The sequence below is a fragment of the Bradyrhizobium sp. CCBAU 11357 genome (assembly GCF_028128865.1).
GTDB lineage: Bacteria > Pseudomonadota > Alphaproteobacteria > Rhizobiales > Xanthobacteraceae > Bradyrhizobium.
The window spans coordinates 90232-109494 of sequence record NZ_LBJW01000110.1; the positions used below are offsets into that span (position 1 = coordinate 90232).

Sequence of the window (19263 nt, forward strand, 5' to 3'; positions counted from 1 at the left end):
CCAAACTATGGATCGTGCTTGTCAGTAATTTCTCGAACAGCCAAACTAAGCTCAAGCTCCCTGATCTGCTCGATCAAGAGTTCTACGATTTCCTCGTAGTCCGCCGCTGATAGCGAATTCACGCCGCGCACGGCCATCTGGTCTCGGAGAATGGCCGCCATCAAGGCTTTGACGCTCATGCGTCCTCATCGAAAAAGTATCGTCATAAAATCTATCTGAAGTAGATGCTAAAGATCGCGGATGTGCAACGGCCGTAAAATTACGGGCGCCGCGCGGAGCCGCGACGAAGTTCGCAGTGCAGCACGGGATGCCGCGTCGATCTTGTGGGGGTCGAAAGATGGGGGCATCAGCCAGACCGTTCCGGGCCTTTGGGCAGGCTACTTCTTCAACAGCAGTCCCAACATTCGCGCCATGCGCCTCACCGATCCGGCGTGGCGGCCGAGTTCGGCGGCTATCCTCGAGTGCCAAATCCTCGCCGGGCGAGCCTGACTAATCGCCGGACCTCTTGGTCGGCCCATTGCTTTGGCTTTGGTGTTTTCATGATGCGGCGCTCGATCCGCACCAGTTAACCAGCAAGCATAATGACCGACACTTGGGAAATTTACGGGAGGTCTACGTCGTCACCTTAGAGCCGATGCCCGGCGTGTCTTACCCGACTAACCAGTCCCTGTGGTCTGCAGCATGGAGCCCGGACCGAGCCTGATGCTCGTGCGCTGAGGCTTGCCCTATGGCTGCGCACAGGCGGCCCGCCGGTCAGCAATATTCGGCACATCGGGGCGACGGCCGTTCCAACGTCTACGCCCTCGCGCCCGCGTCCGCACATCGCACCCGTTAAGGAACTGGTTACTGGTCGCTGTCACCATTCGCTGTATTACGTCGCCATATACCGCAGCGCATTCCGAGAACGTTTGATACTTCGATACGCCCAGTTGGCGGTCTCTTGAAGGAGAGGCCCAATGTTTAAGGGCTTCACAGTTGCAGTTGTCGCGCTGATTAGCACAGCGCAGGTCGATTACTACCTACCAACGTCGGTACACCGACGCGGCCACGGCTATGCTGCGGCAAATCAGGCACGCGTTTGGGTTTTAGATAATTGTTTTAGCGCGGAGCCGCGTGATGGACATCTCATGGGCTGATCTCGACAGCGATGAACGGCGCACCATTGCGGTGTTGGGAGCCGGACTTTCGATCGAACTCTGTGACCCTGTTGCGCTCCAGACGTTAAGGCGGCTCGGTCTCATCATAGGGTCCCATTTGACCGCTGCCGGACACAATCTGCGAAGGGATGCCGTAGTGAAGAGTGTCGCGGGCTAAGCGTTGCGGGGTGGGGACTAGGGGCGAGGGATGCCAAACGCGATCGAGCTTATTGTGAACGGATACGTTAGCCTGAACGATAGGAGGGCTCTCGACGATTTGCGCATGCAGCGCCGGAAGCTGGCCTTGGACCTGAAGGCGCGCACCGACTTTGACTGCCGGACAACCATTCAGCAGATCGAGGAAGATATCATCGTGATCGAGGCTGGGCTGGCACAGATGGATGGTGCGGCGAAGACCTAACTACCCAAGTCATTTCGTGCTCAACCGATCATCCGCTCCTTGGTGACCCGCAAGCTGCGAACGTAATAGCCCTGTCTCAACTCAGCTTGATCGGGCCCTCGGTTTGCAGGCGTTCGATCTGTCGCCGGTCATGCGAAAGCGAGCCCCCGGACTGGGAGCAACATCTGGATTTGTGGCGAGGCGGCAGAGCTGCGTGGCGCGTGATCGATGCTGCAGCGCTTAATGGTTGATCCCCGGAAACGCCCGGATGTTGCGACCAAGTGACATTGTCTGAAAACGAGCCAATATAGACAAAGATTCGCACAGATAACAGGCAGGTGCCTGTTCGTAAGTTCACGAGTGCCTACGATGTGCGTTGCGTCGAGTTGGCACCCGGGTGTCCAATGATCGTCATGTGCTCGCGCTGATTCGAAACGGCCTGAGGAACGGTCCGGTAACGGCTCTCGTTTCAGCTTGAATAGCACAAAGCCGAAAGGCGGCCCCGTGTCACCGGAAGCCGCCTTTCATGTTGAAGCCTAGACCACGGCGCAAACCGTATTCCGACTCCCCTTGTCAAGAGTCGTTGTACAGTTACTGCACATAAAGTCCAGTGCGCCGTGGTCACATCCAAAGAAGGATTGATTCACGTGTCTTTTGAGTTTCCCCCGAAAAAGCCCACCGAGGAAATCAGCCTGCGCGCCAACAAGATCAAGGTCTTGGCACCTAGAATCGGCTCAAAGGAAATCACCCCGGTACAGTCCAGTTTGCCCCTTGGGATCGAAAAAATCGCCGACGTCAACGGCATCGGAATGGGTGTGCTGTCTGACGGTACGCCTTACCTCAATCAGCGCGGTCTTGCTGCACTCTGTGGAGTGCAGAACGCGCACATCGGTACAATCAGCAGCCAGTGGGGTGACGACGACAAGCCCCGCATCAAGCTCATCAAGACGACCTTGGCCAAAGCTGGTTACACGTCGCCGTCGGCGCATGTGGAGGTGATCCACGGCGGGCAAGTCCAGTACTGCTACCCTGCCGAGATTTGCCTTGCCGTCCTCGAATACTACGCGTTCGACGCGGGCACGAATTGCCAGCCAGAAGCGCGCGACAATTTCAGGCTTCTTGCCGGATCAAAGCTGCGCGAGATGATCTTCCGTCAAGTCGGTTACGATCCGACTCGGTCGAGGAAGTTCGATAAGTGGCACGAACGCATCGCGCTGAACTTCCAATCCGCGCCGAAGGGATTCTTTCACGTCTTCAACGAGGCTCACACAGTGATCTATGAATTGATCATCGCGGGTGCCGACATCGGCGAGAAGAACGTAGTGGACATCTCGATTGGGCAGCACTGGTCAAAGCACTGGTGTGACAACGAGCTTGAGGCGATCTACGGCGAGCGCGAGAAGTATCCACACCACTATCCCGATAGCCATCCGCAATCTAAATCAAACCCGCAAGAATCGTGGTGCTATCCGCTAGCTGCTCTGGGTGCATACCGAGAATGGCTGCAGGATATCTACATCGAGGGCGGCAAATTCAGCAACTATCTGAAGGGCAAAGTCTCTAGAGGCGAGTTGGCCCCTTCTGTCGCGCAGCTTGCTGTCTCCGCTCTGGTGCCACCACAAATCACGGCGCGTTGAGCAGCTTGTGAGTGAAGACCGCGCGGATCGGGTGGACGGACCCGACGCGCGGTCTTTTTCAACCCTGTCACGTGACACAAGTGATAATGGTGGCTGGAAACGCATCGTGTGACACGGTACACCATGTTCGCGCGTCGGCCCTCACTCTCGAAATGTCGGCCGCACCTCCGCGCCACGCTGTGTGCGCTTCAGCGGTCGGGGATGTGGAACGGTGAGACGGCTTCCAACTGCGCGCCCGTCTCTTGACACATTCCGCAAGGTGCACTCGACTCCGCCACCGCCGACGGATTCAATCGTCCCCGCCTTGAATATGCGACGACGCTGGGCCGCCCTGTGTTCGTTCATGGTGGAAGCTTGATCAGATTTCGTAAATGGACCCTTGATCCACCTCAAGCCTTCCAAAACCGCGTATCGCGACGATCCGGTCATGACTTCGTCGGATGACAGAGCGCCACCCCGGCCGAAACCAAAGCCCGCACCCAAGCCGCGCAGGCGGTCGCTGGACGAGGCGCTGCAGAACCTTGAGCAGTACGCAGCCGGTCTTCGGGAGTTGATCAGGAAGCTCCGGCGGCGACTGCTGCATTGACGAGGCGGCGCCTTCGGCCGGCGGCTCGCGGACGGACGAACACCAAGTTTCCTCGATATCTCTCGAAAAAAATTCAGGCATAGCGGATTGGGACACGAACGAGGACACACCAGGCAAATCGCGTTGATTTACCTTTGCTTTTTGCCAATTGCGAAGCCCTGCGCAGTGGTTTGACGGCTTATGCCGAGCTCTCCCCGGGGAGCGATGCACTATTGCCCCCGTCGCCTTGCCGATAACTGACGCGCGCACCCGGTTGGGCCGCCACATCACCGCAAGACTTGACGCACAGACCCCGGGCGCCAGGACGACACGGTTTTGCCGTACGCCGATCACACCGGTCGTGTGCGCGAGGTATTTCGCTCACGGTTGCCCGCCCTGCAAAACCCTTCGCGCCGGTGTAACTAGCGTCCACCACGGCTCACCCCACGTTCGTGACGATCGCGATACGCCCCTCTGACCGGGATGAGGTGGCGGGAGAATGCGACAAATCAGAAATTCTGTAAAGGCGAATATTTTCGCGCATGCGGATTGACCAGCCGATCGGGTGTTTTGCCCGTCGGGCAACGCAAGATCTTGTAGGGCGGATTAGCCGAAGGCGTAATCCGCCGCTTTGATCCCCGCGGAGACAGAAGAGGCGGATTACGCTTCGCTAATCCGCCCTACGCACTTCCGTCGGGGCTACGGTCTTGACATCACCCCCGTTCCACGGCTGGTGGGCTCGCCGGACCACCGAATTCCAAGGACCAATCATGCGTACGACATCGGTCGGCGTCTTCAGGATCGCCACCAGGGGCCCCGGCGACGTCTCCGGCCTGATGGACTTGATCGGCTCCGGGGCGATCGATCCCAACTCGATCCTTGCCGTTCTGGGCAAGACCGAAGGCAATGGCGGCGTCAACGATTTTACCCGGGAGTACGCGGTGGCCGCGCTCTGTACGGCGCTGGCGCCCAAGCTCGGCCTGTCGCCGGAGGCCGTCGAGCAGCGCATCGCCTTCGTGATGTCGGGCGGCACCGAGGGCGTGCTGAGCCCGCACATCACGGTGTTCACGCGGCGTGAAGCCGAGCGCCCGGCAGGCCTGTCCGGCAAGCGCCTGAGTATCGGCATGGCGCATACGCGGGATTTTCTGCCGGAAGAGCTCGGGCGCTCCGCGCAAATCACCGAGACGGCCAAGGCCGTGCAGGCTGCGATGGCGGATGCCGGCATCGGCGATCCCACTGATGTTCATTTCGTGCAGATCAAGTGCCCGCTGCTGACCAGCGACCGCGTCGCGGCGGCACATGCGCGCGGCAACACAACCGCGACGACGAGCTCTTACAGCTCGATGGCCTATTCGCGCGGCGCCTCCGCGCTCGGCGTTGCGGTCGCGCTCGGCGAGATCGCCTCCAACATCAGGGACGAGGACGTGCTGCGGCGCTACGACCTGTTCTCGAAGGTCGCCTCGACCTCGTCGGGGATCGAGCTGATGCACAACGTCGTCATCGTGCTCGGCAACTCGGTATCTTCAGCGAGTGAGTTCGAGATCGGGCATGCCGTGATGAAGGATGCCATCGATGCGGCGGCGGTGACCGCGGCGTTGGAGAGCGTCGGGCTTGGTGCAAATCCGCAGCCGGGCCGCGCGCTCGTCAACATCTTCGCCAAGGCGGAGGCCTCGCCTGACGGCAGCGTGCGCGGCTTTCGCCACACCATGCTGGAGGACACCGACATCAGCTCGACCCGCCACGCCCGCGCCGCGGTCGGCGGCCTGATTGCAGGTCTCGCCGGCACCGGTACGGTCTATGTCTCCGGCGGCGCCGAGCATCAGGGGCCCGCCGGTGGCGGACCGGTTGCAGTGATCGCACGACTGTCGGATTGATACGGCCTTCGTCTGCGACCTCTCCGTCCCATGCAACCCTGCCCCTCGCGGCGGCTCGGTTGATTCACGCGGTCCCTTGCGAAAAAGGTGACGCCGCACCTTAAGGGGACTTTGACTTCATGACTTTGCCGATGAGCTGGAATGAATGGGCGCAGCACGATGGCGTCGCGCTGGCGGGACGCGTCCGCAAGGGCGAGCTGACGGCGAAGGAGCTGGCGCGCCAGGCCGCCGCCGGCGTTGCCAAGGTCAATCCGGCGCTGTCGGGCGTGGTCGAGCTGTTCGAGGACGTGATCGCCGATCCCGCCAAGGACGGCGCCAATCTCGCAGGTCCCTTCGCCGGCCTGCCCTTCCTGATGAAGGACCTCGGGCCGACCATGAAGGGCCGGCTGCAGGAGATGGGCTCGCTGCTGATGCGCGGCAATCGCGCGAGCGCCGATACGTTCCTCACCGGTAAATTCCGCCAGGCGGGGCTCAACCTGATCGGACGCACCACGACACCGGAATTCGGCGTGTGCTCGTCGGCCGACAACCCCGCCGTCTATGTCACCCGCAATCCCTGGAATACCGACTACACCACCTGCGGCTCGTCGGCGGGCAGCGCCGCGATGGTCGCCGCGGGCGTGGTGCCGATCGCGCATGCGACCGATGGCGGCGGCTCGATCCGCATTCCCGCCGGCGTCAACGGCAATATCGGCCTGAAGGTCTCGCGCGGCGTGTTCTCGCTGGCGCCGCACATGTCCGATCTCACCGGCCTCGTCTCGATCCAGGGCTGCCAGTCGCGCAGCGTGCGCGACACTGCCGCCTTCGTCGATCATGCGCGCGGTCCTGCGCCCGGCGAGTTCATGCCGTTCTGGACCACGGCGCAGCCCTATTGCGAGATGATCAAACGCGACCCGGCAAAGCTTCGCATCGCGCTGTCTCACACATGGGGCAATTACACCGCGACGCCCGAGATCGCCACTGAACTGGAGAAGGCCGGACGCTTCCTCGAAGGCCTCGGCCATCACGTCGATTATGCGCTGCCGGAGATCGACCTCCCCGCCGCCTTCGAGGCGCAGACCACCTGCTACATCTCGAATTTCGCGGTGGTGATCTCCAACATGCTCGCCGCGCGCGGGCTCACGAGCCCGCCGGAGGACCTGATCGAGCCGATGAACATCCGCATCTGGGAAGCCGGGCGCCATACCAGCTTCGCCGAGCGGGCGAAGATGCAGGCCGTGTTCAACACGACCTCGCGCGGCTTCGGCAGCTTCTTCGAGCAATGGGACGTGATCCTGACCCCGATCACGGCGCTGCCGACGCCGAAGGTCGGCACCAGGGAATATCTCACCATTTCCGACAACCCCGATGTGCGCGACTGGTTCGACAATCTCTGGCGCTTCTTCGCCTTCACGCCGCTCGCCAATCTCTGCGGCATGCCGGCGATCTCGATGCCGATGGCAGCGCAGGACCACGGCCTGCCGCTCGGCATCCAGGCGATCGCCAAGCAGGCCAATGACGGCCTGCTGCTGCAGCTCGCCGCCCAGATCGAGCGCGCGCTCGACGGCAAGTGGAACGGCGGCAAGACCGCGAAGGTGCATGTGACGAAGACGTGAGTTAGCCTTTCTCTTTGCCCGCCAATCGCACAACGGCCTTGTCTACGCGAAAGCGCGACACGCCCTGATCGGCGAGCATGCGGGCTGCAGGGCTTCGCATCTCCGGAAAGAGAGCAACGAGCGCATTGACCCCGGTCACTGCGGGATTGCCCACCTCCTGCGCGTGAAGCACGGCGCGCTGGTCGACTCGCTCGAACGCCGGCGTAGGCACGGCGCTTCCGCCCTCGATCACGATGTGCTTGAGCTCATTGTCGAGATACTGCGTAAGGCTTTGTCTCAGCTTGCCAAGATCGGCGTCGCAGGCGCTCATCACGGCGGAGGCGTCCGCATCATCGGTCAGGGCGAGCAGCAGATGCTCGAGCGTCGCGTATTGATGGCGACGCCGGTCAGCATGATCGAGCGCCCGTCGTTTCGTGGCCACGTAATTTGCCGAAACCGGGCGCTGCGGCAGGTCGAGCAATGCTTCGATCCGCTCGAGCCGTGTCATGGGATCGAGCGTTGCCAACAACTCATACTTGTCCTTGATCGGCAACTTCATCCGCGTCGCAACGATATCGGCGATCTGTCCGGGATCACGGGTTTGATCAAAGAACAGCCAGATATCCGGCACAATAATCCCGTGAACCGCCGTGTAATCCTGGAAGCGCTGATAGATCCTTTGGATGAGATCCCTTGCATTGCGGGCAACTCCCTCGCTGACGTCGACCACCTCAGCCCAATAGGCGGCCGATTCGCTAGCGAAGCCGCGTAGCTCAACTCGCCGCAGTCCCCGCGTCAGCACCCTGAAAGTGCCATCTGCGAGCGGTTCGAGTTCGAGCAGCTGGGCCACGATACCGATGTCGTAGACGTCGGAAAATCGGGGATCATCGACGCCCGCTTCCCTCTGAACCGCCAGCACGACCTCGCGTCCGCCTTCAAACGCCTGGTTCAGGGCCTGGAAGGAGCTCTCTCGGCCCACAAACATCGGATATGTCGCATTTGGAAACGGAACGAGATCGCGGAGCGGAACAGCGGGATAGAGCGCCGTTGTGGTCTTTGGCTGTGCGACCGGCGCCGCCGTGTCACGCCGTTCGGCGTGAAGCAGCGCTGAGAGCGTATTCCAGTCAGCAACACCCAGCATCCTCGATACGAGCTCGAGGCTTTCGCTGTGGCTGATGGTGACGGCCTTGGTGGTCAGGGATTCGCGCAGGGTGTGCGCCATAGCCTTGGCATCGCGAAAATCGCGCATCGGTTCGTCCTCTGCATGAGCGATCCAGGTGTGTCAGGTGGTTGCGTTGCTGACCCGGTCGCTCGGGCAAAGGGGGCCGATCAGGGCTCGATACGTTCACCATTCCACGGAGGGTGCAACCGGCAGGTCGTATCAACCTGCGCGAAAGGTGGCGCAAAGAAAGTTTGCTGTCAATTGCGATCTCAGTTCTTCACTGCCGGTATCTCCTCCGCCACCGGCTGCTTCTGACCCTGCTGATACATCGCCAGCGCCTTGTCGAGGGCTTCGCGCAGTGCCAGCGCCGCAGCCACACTGCAACGTAAGTGCGCGGTCTGGACCACGTCGACCCTGACGGCGGCGCCGACCGGCATCAACAGGTTCGCGGCGAGCTCGATCTGGATCGCGCCGTTGTGGTGGCCGAAGCAGGATGCGCCGTCGAAATAGATGATCGGCGCCCGCTCCGAGCTGGAGCTCGAAATGGTGACGGGCCCCTGATTGGTGGCGGGCGTTTCGGGGTCGGCCATGGGCGCTCCTTGCAGTTCATCGACGAACGAAGCGCCCACCATCGGCGCTTCGGCCCGCCCTGTCGAGACCAAACCGCCCCGGGCGTGGCTCATTCGGGGTTTTGCGCGGCCCGGCACTGGTCTAGAACGTCCCCATGAACACCTTACCGACCACGCTTGCCTTCGAGGAACTCGCCGAGGCCATCAAGGACCGCCGCTCCGATTATGGCCACATCAGCGGGCTCCAGCTCGACCGCTTCGCGCCGGCCGAGGCCTGGTCCAGCCTGCCCTACCGTGCGGTCTTCGTCGGCGACACCGAGACCGGCGTGCTGCACGGCGGCGTCGTCACTGCGATGCTGGACGAGAGCTGCGGCATGGCGGTGCAACTTGCGCTCGACGGCACGCGCGCCATCGCAACCCTCGATCTGCGTATCGACTACCAGAAGCCGGCGACGCCTGGTCTCGACATCAAGGCGCATTCGGTCTGCTACCGCACCACGCGCTCGATCGCCTTCGTACGCTCCACGGCCTATCAGGAGTCCGAAGACGATCCGGTCGCGACCGCAACCGCCTGCTTCATGATCGGTGCCAACCGCACCAACATGCTCGCCGACCGCCGGATGGATGCGCGCAGCATCCCGACGCTGGAGGCGCCGGAGGATCCGGACGGGCCCTTTGCGCGCAGCCCGTTCGCGCGGGCGCTCGGCATCCGCATCAACGATGACGGCACGCTGACGATGCCGTTCTCGCCGCAGATCATCGGCAATCCGATCCTGCCCGCGATCCACGGCGGCATGACCGGCGCCTTCCTCGAGACCACCGCCATCATCGGGGTGGCGCGCGAGCTCGGCGCTGCCGCACCGCCCAAGCCAATCGGCCTCACCGTCAACTATTTGCGCTCCGGCCGCGCGCTCGACACGTTTGCCGACGTCTCGATCGTGAAGCAGGGCCGACGCATCGTCGCCTTCGAGGCGCGGGCCTGGCAGGACGATGCTGTGAGGCCGATCGCCACCGCTTTCGGTCACTTCATGCTGCGTCCGACGCCTGGAAGCGACGAGGAATAAGCTCATTTTGACTTGACGGCCGCAGGTCCGGCCACAACGATAGCGCGCGCTTCGCGAGAGGAATTGGATTGCGGCATCCGCTCGACATCGTCGCCATGTTCGCCGCACTCTGGCTGCTGGCGTCGATGGTGCTCGACGCGCTGACGCCGAAGGAGCTGACGGCGATCATGATCGGCATCGCGATCGGACCCGCCATCGTCGTCACCGCCGTGTTCTACTATTTGCGCTGCCCGCGAACGGATTTTGCGGTGATGTTCGCAGCGCTGTGGCTGATCTCCGATATCGCCATCGCCTTCATCTCGCCGAAGGAGCTGCCGCATTTCCTGATCGCGCTCGGCTTCGTGCCGGCGCTGCTGATCGGCATCGTGCTGCACTGGCAGACCTTCACCTCTCCCCAGCGGGGAGAGGTCGGATTGCGCAGCAATCCGGGTGAGGGGCCGCAGCACCCGGCGAAACCTTAACCCCTCACCCGGATCGCATTTTCAATGCGATCCGACCTCTCCCTTCGGGAGAGGTGAACCACCGCGCCAGCTGATATCACCGCGGCAAGAGATTCGTCTTCGCGAGGTCCAGCACCTCGTCGCCGCGCCCGTTCATCACCGCGCGCAGCACCCAGAGGCTGAAGCCCTTGACCTGCTCGGCCGTGATGGTCGGCGGCATCGACAGCTCCTGCTTGGCGGTGACGACGTCGAGCAGCGCCGGCCCATTGTGCGCCAGCATCTCCTTCATCGCGCCCGGAAGCTCGCCGGGATCCTCGACGCGCTTGGCAAAGATGCCCATCGCGCGCGCCATCGCGGCGAAGTCCGGGTTCTCCAGGTCGACATTGGTGTCGACGAAGCCCGCGGCCTTCATCTCCAGCGCGACGAAGCCGAGCACGCCGTTGTTGAAGACGACCACCTTCACCGGCAACTTTTCCTGCGTCAGCGTGATCAGGTCGCCCATCAGCATGGTGAACCCGCCGTCGCCGGAGAGCGAGATGACCTGGCGCCCCGGCTGGGCGGCCTGCGCGCCGATCGCCTGCGGCATGGCGTTGGCCATCGAGCCGTGCACGAAAGAGCCGATCAGGCGGCGGCGGCCGTTCATGTCGAGATAGCGCGCCGCCCACACCGTCGGCGTGCCGACATCGGCAGTGAAGACGGCATCGTCGGAGGCATGGTCGCTGATCACCTTGGCGAGATATTGCGGGTGGATCGGCTTGGCTCCCGGCGTGCCCTTGGCGAGCGAGTCCAGACCCTCGCGGGCTCTCTTGTAATGCGCAACGGCGGCGTCGAGATGCTTGCGCTGCGTCTTCGTCTTGAGCAGCGGCAGCAGCGCCTCGATGGTGAGCTTGACGTCGCCGACGAGCCCGAGATCGATCCTGCAGCGCCGTCCCAGATTTTCCGGGCGGATGTCGATCTGCGCGACCTTCGCATCATCAGGGAAGAACTGCTTGTACGGAAAATCGGTGCCGAGCATCACCAGCGCGTCGCAGGCATGCATCGCGGCGTAGCCGGAGGAGAAGCCGATGAAGCCGGTCATGCCGACGTCATAGGGGTTATCGTATTCGACATGCTCCTTGCCGCCGAGCGCGTGCACGATCGGGCTCTTCAAGGTCTCGGCAAGCAGCATCAAAGGCGCATGCGCGCCGGCGCAGCCGCGGCCGCAGAACAGGGTGATGCGCTCGGCGCCGTTGAGAAGATCGGCGAGGGCCTTCAGCTCATCCGCCTGCGGCACGACCTGTGGCGAAGCCAGCGCAAGGCTGCGCGTCGTCGACAGCGCGCGCTTCGGGGGACTACGGAACGCGACATCGCCGGGCATCGCGACGACGGCAACGCCGCGCAAGCCCACCGCCGCGCGAATCGCATTCTCCAGCACGTAAGGCAGCTGGCTCGGGTCCGAGACCAGCTCGCAATAATGGCTGCATTCGCGGAACAGGTTTTGCGGATGCGTCTCCTGGAAATAGCCGCCGCCGATCTCGGCGGTCGGGATCTGCGCCGCGATCGCCAGCACGGGAACGCGGCTGCGATGCGCATCGAACAGGCCGTTGATCAGATGCAGATTGCCGGGGCCGCAGGAGCCCGCGCAGACCGCGAGGCTCCCGGTCATCTCGGCTTCGCCGGCCGCTGCGAAGGCCGCGACCTCTTCGTGCCGGACATGGATCCATTCGATCGTGCCGCGGCGGCGCAGCGCCTCGGTCAGCGCGTTCAGGCTGTCGCCGACGATGCCGTAGATGCGCTTGACGCCGGCCTGCTCGAGCGTTGCCACGAACAGGTCGGCCACGTTGTTGATCGCCATGTCGGTCTCCTGATTCAGCCAGTCGCATAAGATGATGCGCGCATGTCGGCGTCGCGACACCATATGGCAGAATAAGCTATGTCAGGATCACGGCTAGTTTATTGTCGGTTCAATCGCTCTGAATTGCCCGATCGTAAGCGGCAATTGTCACCTCTGCGCGAGCTGCGACATCCGCTGCACTCATGCCGGGCTTGTAGAGGCTGGAGCCGAGCCCGAATGCGGTCACGCCGCCCTTGATGTATTCGGCAAAGTTCCGGTCGGAGACGCCGCCGACGGCGGCGATCATCACGCCTGCCGGCAGCACGGCGCGGATCGCGGCGATGCCGGCAGCGCCAAGCACGCTCGCCGGAAAGAATTTCAGGCTCGACGCGCCAGTGCGCGCCGCCAGCAGCGCTTCGGTCGGAGAGAACACGCCGGGCATGGTCACCATGCCGTGCTGATGCGCGCGCGCCAGCACCTCGGTGTCGACATTGGGCGAGACCATCAGCCTGCCGCCGACCTCGTTGAGGCGATCGACGTCTGACGTGGTCAGCACCGTGCCAGCGCCGATCAGCACGCCTGATGGCGCCTGCTTAACCGCCATCCCGATCGAGCGGAACGGATCGGGCGAGTTCAGGGGGATCTCGATTGCGGTCATGCCGGCCTGGATCAACACGCCGACGATCGCCTCGGTCTCCTCGGGCTTGATGCCGCGCAGGATCGCGACCAGCGGCCGCTGCATCGGCGGAAAGGGAACGCTCATCTCTCGCAGTCCTTCTACTTCGTCCAGATCGCGGCAGCCGCCATCGACAGACCGCGACGGACGGCTTCATCCGCATCGACCGGCTTGGCGGTTATCGACAACGCCTCGAAAGCCAGCCGATACAGCATTGCAAGCCGGCCCGAGGCAATCAGCGTGACACCTTCTTTCGGTACTGCACCGGAAAGCCCCGCTGCCAGCTCGGCACCGATCAACGTGCCCGACAGCGTCTCGCGCGCCGCGGCGGGCGTGCCGCCGAACAGCAGCTGGCGCGAGCGCGCCGTGAACAGCAGGTTGGCGGCGAAGGCCGGGGCGTCGAACGCGGCCTTCACGGCCGCCTTGAAGCTCGCAATATCGTCGGCGTCATCAGCGCCGGCGACTGCGAGCGACAGGATGGTCTCGCGCGAGACAGCGCTGAACAGCTCGCCGGTCATGAAGGTGGAAAACCGTTCGACCGTGCCGTCCTTCACGCGAACCCATTTCGAATGCGTGCCGGGCATGCAGACCAGCGCCTCGCCCGCGGCATCGAGGCCGAGTGCGCCGAGCAATTGCGTCTCCTCGCCGCGCATGACGTCCGGCGCCTTGGCGTCGCGCTGGGCGATGCCCGGCAGGATGCGGATGTCGCGCGCTTCGCCGGGGACGCGCACGGCCTGTTTCAGGACGGCCAGGAGCCGTGCCGGCGTGTCGACATAGCCGGCCTCGACCCAGCCGGACTTTGCGCCGGCCATGCCGCAGACCAGAACCGGCAGATGATCCGGCGCCTCGACCGCGGCCAGATGCGCTTGCAGCACGGCGGGAAAGCCGGTCTTCGCCGCCGCCAGCAAGCCCTCGCCGCTGCGGCGCTCGGCCAACACCTGGCCAGCGCGATCGACCAGCCAGAGCCGGAAGCTGCTGGTGCCCCAATCCACCGCGACATAAGCGGGTTCGGTCATCGCAACGCGTATCCTTCGTCTCACCGGCAAGACGCCGTCTCGAGGACGATGAGACGGCGATGCGCAAATCTGCCCCGGGATACCGGCTATTGCTGCCGCAAACCAGCGTTTTCTCGCAGGTACTGGGGCGCGAGACCCTCACCACGTGTCGATGCAAGGCCGCTTCTTCGCCGTCCTCGGCTCGGGCTTCGGCACCGTGCGCAGACCGGCCATGATCCAGCGCCGCGTTTCGGCGGGGTCGATGACGTTGTCGATCTCGAACACGGAGGCGATCGAGACCGCCTTGCCGTTGGCATAGAGCTCGGCGACCTTGTTGCGGTAATAGGTCTCGCGCTCCTCGGGATCGGCGATCGCCTCCATCTCCTTGCGGAAGCCGAGGCGGACATAGCCTTCGAGGCCCATGCCGCCGAACTCGCCGGTCGGCCAGGCCGCCGTGAAGAACGAGGCGTGGAAGCCGCCGCCGATCATCGATTGCGCGCCGAGACCGTAGCCCTTGCGCAGCACGATGCCGAACAGCGGCACGGTGAGGCTGGCACCGGTCACGAACATGCGGGAGACGTGGCGCACGATTGCGGTCTTCTCCGCCTCCGGGCCGACCATGAAGCCGGGCGTGTCGCATAGCGAGACAACCGGCAGATCGAAGGCGTCGCAGAGCTGGAGGAAACGCGCAGCCTTGTCGCCGGCATCGGCATCGATAGCGCCGCCGAGATGGCGCGGATTGTTGGCGATCAGGCCGAACGGCTTGCCCTCGATGCGGATCAGCGCCGTGATCATGCCGACGCCGTAGTCGCGGCGCAGCTCCAGCACACTGTCTTTGTCCGCGACGAGATCGATGACGCTGCGGATGTCATAGACGCGCAGGCGATTCTCGGGAATGGCGCGGCGGAGCAGGCGCTGGTCGGCGGCCTCCCACTGCGTCACCGCGCCCTGGAAATAGGACAGGTATTTCTGCGCGACAGATGTCGCCTCCTCCTCATCCTCGACCAGGATGTCGATGACGCCGTTCGGCGACTGGAACGATGCAGGGCCGACTTCGGCCGGATGATAGACACCGAGGCCGCCGCCCTCGATCATCGCCGGGCCGCCCATGCCGATCGAGGCGTTCTTGGTCGCAATGATGACGTCGCAGCAGCCGAGCATCGCGGCATTGCCGGCAAAGCAATAGCCGGAAACGACACCGACCACTGGGACGAGGCCCGAGAGCCGTGCGAACTGCACGAAGGACGGACCGTCGAGGCCGGTCATGCCGAGCCGGTCGGTATCGCCGGGCCGGCCGCCACCGCCTTCGGCATAGAACACCAGCGGCACGCGCCAGTCTTCCGCGAGGCTCAGCATGCGGTCGATCTTCTTGTGGTTCATGTGGCCCTGCGTGCCCGCGAGCACGGTGTAGTCATAGGCGACGACGATGCAACGCGCGCCTTCTGGCCCGAACTTCTCGACATTGACCGTGGCGACGCCCATGACGAGGCCGTCGGCCGGCGTGTTCTTGATGAGATCGTCGAGCTTGCGCCGACGGCGCTGCGCCGCAATCGCGAGGCTGCCGTACTCCATGAACGAGCCGTCATCGACCAGCTGGGCGACGTTCTCGCGCGCCGTGCGCTGGTTGGTGTTGCGACGGCGCTCGACCGCAGCGGGGCGGTTCTCGTCGAGCGTGTTGGCCTGGCGGGCGATCAGCTCGGCGAGGTCGGGGCGGATGTGATCGAGATCGACATCGGCTTCCGCCGTCGTGCTGTCGGCGGCGACGTCGAGCGGCTCGAGATAGAGGATCGGCTCGCCATGCAGCAGCGTGACCCCGTCGCCGGCGACGAGTTTTGTCACCCGGCCGCCCTGCTCGGCCATCACCAGATGCTCCATCTTCATGGACTCGATCACGGCGAGCTGCTGGCCCGGGCGGACGATCTCGCCTTCCTTCACCTGGATGGTGACGATGGTGCCTTGCAGGGGCGCCGCGACCATCACCGTGCCTTCGGGCACGGCTTGCGCGACGTGCACCTCCGCGCTGTGGCCACCGCTGCGCTCGGCTGCTGCGAAATAGAGCGGCTTGGCGGCGCCGTCCGATGCTTCCACGAGCTTGGCAATGTTGCGGTCGATGAAATCGGTCGCGATGCGGTTGGTCCTGAAATCGGGATGCGCGAGCACCGCCTGAAGGAACGCAATGTTGGTGACGACGCCGTCGATCCGGAACTCGCGTAGCGCACGCGAAGCTTTCGCGACCACGTCATGCCAGGCCTCGCCGGGCGTGTGCACGATCACCTTGGCCAGCAGCGAGTCGAAAGCGGCGCTGGTCTTGTAGCCGGCATAGCCGAAGCTATCGACACGGACGCCGGGTCCCGACGGCGGCTCGAACACGGCGAGCACGCCGCCGGTCGGATGCGTGGCGCCGGTTTCGTCCAGCGTTTCCATGTTGACGCGAAGCTGCATGGCATAGCCGCGCGGCTTCGGAATGGATGCTTGCGCAAGACCCAGCGAAGCCAGCGTGCTGCCTGCGGCGACCGCTAGCTGGGCGCGGACAAGATCGACCCCGAGCACCTCTTCCGTGACGGTGTGCTCGACCTGGAGCCGCGGATTGGCCTCGATGAAGGCGAAGCTGTCCTCCGCGGTGCCGTCGACCAGAAACTCGAACGTGCCGAGATTGTCGTAAGACGCCGCACCTGCCAGCTGCTTTGCCGCTTCGATGATGCGGCCGCGCAGGGCATCGCTCAATGACGGGCTCGGCGCCACCTCGATCAGCTTCTGGTGCCGGCGCTGGATGGTGCATTCGCGCTCCCAGAGATGGGAGATCGCACCATGGCTGTCGCCGATGATCTGGACCTCGATGTGGCGTGCCTGCCGGATCAGCCGCTCGGCATAGACGCCGTCGAAGCCGAACGCGGCCTTGGCCTCGGACTGGCAGCGCGCATAGGCTTCCGCAAGATCGGACGCGTTCTCCACCACGCGCATGCCGCGGCCGCCGCCGCCGGCCATCGCCTTGATCACGATCGCAGCGCTGCTGCCGAGCGAAGCGAAGAACGCGGTGATCTCCTCGAGGCTCGACGGCCCGCTGGTGCCGGCAATGACCGGCACGCCGCAGCGTTTCGCCAGCTGACGTGCCGCGACCTTGTCGCCGAACAGTTCGAGCGCGGCCGGTTTCGGCCCGACGAAGGTGATGCCGACATCGGCGCAGGCCTTCGCGAATGCCGCGTTCTCGCTGAGGAAGCCATAGCCGGGATGCACGGCATCGCACGCCGTGCTCTTCGCCGCCTTCACCACGGCCTCGATGTCGAGATAGGCCCGCGCGCCGCGGCCGGGGATCTCGATCGCCTCGTCCGCGACGCGCACGTGCAGCGACAGCGCATCGTCGGCGGGATGGATCGCGACCGTCGCAATACCGGCATCGGCCGCCGCACGGGCGATGCGGATGGCGATCTCGCCGCGATTGGCGATCAGGAGCTTCTTGAACGACATCGTATCTCTCACTGGACGGCAGGAGGATTTGGATTGAGGTCCTGCTTTTTGACCTTGCCCGTCGCCGTCAGGGGCAGCGCATCGATAATGCGGACTTCCGGAACCTTGTAGACGGCCATGCGCTCGGCGCACCAGGCGCGCAATTCCTGTTCCGAGACCGTGCCGATCGCTTCGGGCTTGAGCTGGATATAGGCGACCGGCACCTGGCCCTTGTCCGGATCGTCGCGGCCGACCACGCCCGAGCCCAGCACCTTCGGATGCTGACCCAGTAGCGCCTCGATCTCCGGCGGAAACACGCTCATACCCTTTACTTTCAGCATCTCCTTGCGCCGGCCGAGGAAGTGCAGAAAACCGTCCTTGTCGATGGTGCCGATATCGCCGGTGCGCAACCAGCCGTCGACCAGCGACTCCGCCGTCGCCTCCGGCTTGTTCCAGTAGCTCTTGAGCAGCGACGGCGTGCGCACGCGGATCTCGCCTTCTGACCCGAGAGGCAGCAGCGCGCCGGTCTCGAAATCGGTGATCTTGAACTCGGCGCCGGGCACCGGCAGGCCGACGAAGATCGGCTGGCTGTTGAGGTCGAAATCCCCGTCCTGGAAGCCAGCGGTGAAAGTGTTGGACGTGTGCGTCTCGGTCATGCCCCAGGCCGCCTCCATCAGGATCGTGCCGGTGAGATCCTTCCAGCGCCTACGATAGCCGGCATTGAGCTTCTTGACGAAGGAGACCACGCGCACCTGCTTCAGCGACGACAGGTCGAACTCGCTCCAGCGCGGATGGTCCATCATCTCGACCGCGCTGTCGACCGGCATCGCCGTGATCGTGACTTTGTACTTGTCGATCGCCGCCATCGCACCGACGGCGTCCCAGCGCGCGAGCAGAACCAGCGTGCCGCCAGAGAACAGTGGAAAGATCAGGCCGGAATTCTCGCCCGCAATCCAGAACTCCGGAAAGAACGACAGGAACACGCTGCTCTCGTCCGAGGGAAGCGAGATGCCGTAATTGGCAGCGGCCGTGTAGACCATGTCGCGATGGGTATGGACGCAGCCCTTCGGCATGCCGGTGGTGCCGCCGGTGTAATTGAGCGCGGCGACATCATCGAGGTGAGGCGGCGGCAGCGGCAGCGGCGTCGGTGCGGGCATTGCCGCAAGCGCCGGCAGGAGATCAGTCGCGCCAGCGATCGCGACGCGCGGCGTGCGGATCGAGTCCGGCGCGGGAAACGCAGGCGCCGCCGGCACGACATCGGCAAAGCTGGTGACGATGATCTCGCGCAACCGCACCTCGCTCTTCACCTGCTCGACGACAGGGATCAGCTGGTCGAGCGCCACGATCACATCGGCCTGGGTGTCGTTGAGCTGGTAGGACAGCTCGAACGCGCGCGACAGCGGGCTGATGGGAACGTGGACCGCGCCAAGCTTCAGGATACCGAAGAACACGACGTGGAATTGCGGGCAGTTCGGCAGGAAGACCGCGACGCGATCGCCTTTGCGCACGCCCTTCGCCTGCAACAGCGCCGCAAAGCGATCGCTCTGCCGGTCGAGATCGGCATAAGTGGTCACATGGCCGTAGAAGATCACGGCGGGCCGCTCCGGACTCCGCTTCGCCCAGGCGCGCAGATATTCCGTCAGGGGAACTTCGCCATGCAGATAGTTCGGCGAGCGCGGCAGGCCCGTCGGCCAGGCCTTGTCCCACAGGCCGCGCAAGGTGGCGAGGTAGTCCTTCTCGTCGAGGCCCGTGTTCATGACGTTCCTTCCCGTGTTGCTTTTCTTTTCGGGACGGCACGCACGTGCCGCCAGTCGACGTCGTTACACGTCGAGCACGGCAGACTTCATGTCAAGGAAAACAGTCTCCGCATCACGGCCGATGCCGCGACGCGGAAAAAGATCACCTGCAGCGCTT

14 protein-coding genes are annotated in these 19263 nt (G+C 63.9%); 6 read left to right on the forward strand and 8 right to left on the reverse strand.

What is annotated here, in order from left to right; all coding sequences use genetic code 11:
* Positions 1 to 5: 5 nt before the first annotated feature.
* The gene (locus tag XI05_RS30565) at positions 6 to 179 is read right to left on the reverse strand and encodes a hypothetical protein (RefSeq protein WP_271508755.1); all 174 of its coding nucleotides are present in this window, start codon (positions 177 to 179) and stop codon (positions 6 to 8) included.
* A gap of 1165 nt (positions 180 to 1344) precedes the next feature.
* Between XI05_RS30565 and XI05_RS30570 the strand changes: the two genes are divergently transcribed.
* The 4 genes from XI05_RS30570 (at position 1345) to XI05_RS30585 (ending at position 7207) form a co-directional block, all read left to right on the forward strand.
* Entirely contained in the window at positions 1345 to 1557 is a 213-nt protein-coding gene (locus tag XI05_RS30570; protein ID WP_271508759.1) for a hypothetical protein, read from the forward strand.
* Positions 1558 to 2183: 626 nt separating this feature from the next.
* Positions 2184 to 3173: a hypothetical protein gene (locus XI05_RS30575; protein WP_271508760.1), complete on the forward strand. Its 990-nt coding sequence runs from the start codon at positions 2184 to 2186 to the stop codon at positions 3171 to 3173.
* A gap of 1335 nt (positions 3174 to 4508) precedes the next feature.
* Entirely contained in the window at positions 4509 to 5612 is a 1104-nt protein-coding gene (locus tag XI05_RS30580; RefSeq protein ID WP_271508762.1) for a ring-opening amidohydrolase, read from the forward strand.
* A 119-nt stretch (positions 5613 to 5731) separates the two neighbouring features.
* On the forward strand, positions 5732 to 7207 hold the full coding sequence (locus XI05_RS30585; protein WP_271508765.1) for an amidase: 1476 nt from the start codon (positions 5732 to 5734) through the stop codon (positions 7205 to 7207).
* A 1-nt stretch (position 7208) separates the two neighbouring features.
* Here the strand turns inward: XI05_RS30585 and XI05_RS30590 are convergent, their stop codons facing one another.
* Together XI05_RS30590 and XI05_RS30595 are read right to left on the reverse strand one after the other, a co-directional pair.
* Positions 7209 to 8435, reverse strand: coding sequence for an LON peptidase substrate-binding domain-containing protein (locus XI05_RS30590; protein ID WP_271508768.1), 1227 nt, complete (start codon positions 8433 to 8435; stop codon positions 7209 to 7211).
* A gap of 182 nt (positions 8436 to 8617) precedes the next feature.
* Positions 8618 to 8938 (reverse strand): hypothetical protein, encoded by a 321-nt coding sequence (locus tag XI05_RS30595; protein ID WP_172788450.1) that lies wholly within the window; start codon positions 8936 to 8938, stop codon positions 8618 to 8620.
* A 134-nt stretch (positions 8939 to 9072) separates the two neighbouring features.
* Between XI05_RS30595 and XI05_RS30600 the strand changes: the two genes are divergently transcribed.
* Together XI05_RS30600 and XI05_RS30605 are read left to right on the forward strand one after the other, a co-directional pair.
* A complete protein-coding gene (locus XI05_RS30600) occupies positions 9073 to 9981 on the forward strand; it encodes a PaaI family thioesterase (protein ID WP_271508771.1) in 909 nt (302 codons plus the stop codon).
* A gap of 68 nt (positions 9982 to 10049) precedes the next feature.
* Complete coding sequence (locus XI05_RS30605; protein WP_271508774.1) at positions 10050 to 10442, forward strand: hypothetical protein; 393 nt, start codon at positions 10050 to 10052, stop codon at positions 10440 to 10442.
* A gap of 76 nt (positions 10443 to 10518) precedes the next feature.
* Here XI05_RS30605 and poxB read toward each other — a convergent pair whose 3' ends face one another.
* From poxB to XI05_RS30630, 5 genes are all read right to left on the reverse strand, one after another.
* Positions 10519 to 12255 (reverse strand): ubiquinone-dependent pyruvate dehydrogenase, encoded by a 1737-nt coding sequence (gene poxB / locus XI05_RS30610; protein ID WP_271508777.1) that lies wholly within the window; start codon positions 12253 to 12255, stop codon positions 10519 to 10521.
* Positions 12256 to 12364: 109 nt separating this feature from the next.
* Positions 12365 to 12997: a 2-dehydro-3-deoxy-6-phosphogalactonate aldolase gene (locus tag XI05_RS30615; RefSeq protein WP_271508780.1), complete on the reverse strand. Its 633-nt coding sequence runs from the start codon at positions 12995 to 12997 to the stop codon at positions 12365 to 12367.
* 14 nt (positions 12998 to 13011) lie between these two features.
* The gene (locus tag XI05_RS30620; protein ID WP_271508782.1) at positions 13012 to 13926 is read right to left on the reverse strand and encodes a 2-dehydro-3-deoxygalactonokinase; all 915 of its coding nucleotides are present in this window, start codon (positions 13924 to 13926) and stop codon (positions 13012 to 13014) included.
* A 138-nt stretch (positions 13927 to 14064) separates the two neighbouring features.
* Positions 14065 to 17370: an acetyl-CoA carboxylase family protein gene (locus XI05_RS30625; RefSeq protein WP_271508785.1), complete on the reverse strand. Its 3306-nt coding sequence runs from the start codon at positions 17368 to 17370 to the stop codon at positions 14065 to 14067.
* Positions 17371 to 17378: 8 nt separating this feature from the next.
* Positions 17379 to 19106 carry an AMP-binding protein gene (locus XI05_RS30630; protein WP_271508788.1) on the reverse strand — a complete coding sequence of 576 codons (1728 nt, stop codon included), beginning with the start codon at positions 19104 to 19106 and terminating at the stop codon, positions 17379 to 17381.
* Between the last annotated feature and the right edge of the window lie 157 nt (positions 19107 to 19263).

Bases quoted from the DNA above. Each gene is read 5' to 3' on its own strand.
- XI05_RS30600 (WP_271508771.1), top strand. From the start codon at position 9,073: ATGAACACCTTACCGACCACGCTTGCCTTCGAGGAACTCGCCGAGGCC.
- XI05_RS30630 (WP_271508788.1), bottom strand. From the start codon at position 19,106: ATGAACACGGGCCTCGACGAGAAGGACTACCTCGCCACCTTGCGCGGC.
- XI05_RS30570 (WP_271508759.1), top strand. From the start codon at position 1,345: ATGCCAAACGCGATCGAGCTTATTGTGAACGGATACGTTAGCCTGAAC.
- poxB (WP_271508777.1), bottom strand. From the start codon at position 12,255: ATGGCGATCAACAACGTGGCCGACCTGTTCGTGGCAACGCTCGAGCAG.
- XI05_RS30615 (WP_271508780.1), bottom strand. From the start codon at position 12,997: ATGAGCGTTCCCTTTCCGCCGATGCAGCGGCCGCTGGTCGCGATCCTG.
- XI05_RS30595 (WP_172788450.1), bottom strand. From the start codon at position 8,938: ATGGCCGACCCCGAAACGCCCGCCACCAATCAGGGGCCCGTCACCATT.
- XI05_RS30565 (WP_271508755.1), bottom strand. From the start codon at position 179: ATGAGCGTCAAAGCCTTGATGGCGGCCATTCTCCGAGACCAGATGGCC.
- XI05_RS30590 (WP_271508768.1), bottom strand. From the start codon at position 8,435: ATGCGCGATTTTCGCGATGCCAAGGCTATGGCGCACACCCTGCGCGAA.
- XI05_RS30625 (WP_271508785.1), bottom strand. From the start codon at position 17,370: ATGTCGTTCAAGAAGCTCCTGATCGCCAATCGCGGCGAGATCGCCATC.
- XI05_RS30620 (WP_271508782.1), bottom strand. From the start codon at position 13,926: ATGACCGAACCCGCTTATGTCGCGGTGGATTGGGGCACCAGCAGCTTC.
- XI05_RS30585 (WP_271508765.1), top strand. From the start codon at position 5,732: ATGACTTTGCCGATGAGCTGGAATGAATGGGCGCAGCACGATGGCGTC.
- XI05_RS30580 (WP_271508762.1), top strand. From the start codon at position 4,509: ATGCGTACGACATCGGTCGGCGTCTTCAGGATCGCCACCAGGGGCCCC.